1 pseudogene is annotated in these 464 nt (G+C 49.1%); it reads left to right on the top strand.

From position 1 onward, the window contains the following. The first annotated feature begins 33 nt into the window (after positions 1-33). A pseudogene (gene gatC, locus C2862_RS25085) lies at positions 34-321 on the top strand (Asp-tRNA(Asn)/Glu-tRNA(Gln) amidotransferase subunit GatC). The last annotated feature ends 143 nt before the right edge of the window (positions 322-464 follow it).

Genomic DNA, 464 nt, shown 5'->3' with positions numbered 1-464 from the left:
AGGGAATTTGCTAATTAAATTTAAGGATTTTTTATGGCCCTGACCCTGAACGATGTTGAAAAAATTGCCAAGCTTTCCCGCCTGAGCCTGACCGAGGCGGAGAAGGCGCAAAATCTGCAGCAGCTCAACGATGTGTTTGCGCTGGTGGAGAAAATGTAGAGCGTTGACACCGAGGGCGTGGAGCCGATGGCGCATCCGCACGAAGTGGCCTTGCGCCTGCGCGCCGATGCGGTAACCGAGCACGATCATGCTGCCGAATATCAGGCGGTGGCGCCCGAAGTGCGCAACCGCCTTTATATCGTGCCGCAAGTAATTGAATAATAAATAAAACACTAAGTATTTTGAAAATATAAACCCCTTTCAGACGGCATGTGGAATGAACCTTCATCAAGAGGCCGTCTGAAAGGTTTGAAAATAATGAAATGACTGCATACACCTTAAAACAAGCCGGCGACATGCTGCAG

Origin of the sequence: Massilia sp. Mn16-1_5 (assembly GCF_004798585.1) — a bacterium.
In the GTDB taxonomy this organism is placed as follows: Bacteria; Pseudomonadota; Gammaproteobacteria; order Burkholderiales; family Burkholderiaceae_D; genus Telluria.
Note: the sequence above shows the minus strand (reverse complement) of the source record. Positions and strands in the feature narration are given on the sequence as shown.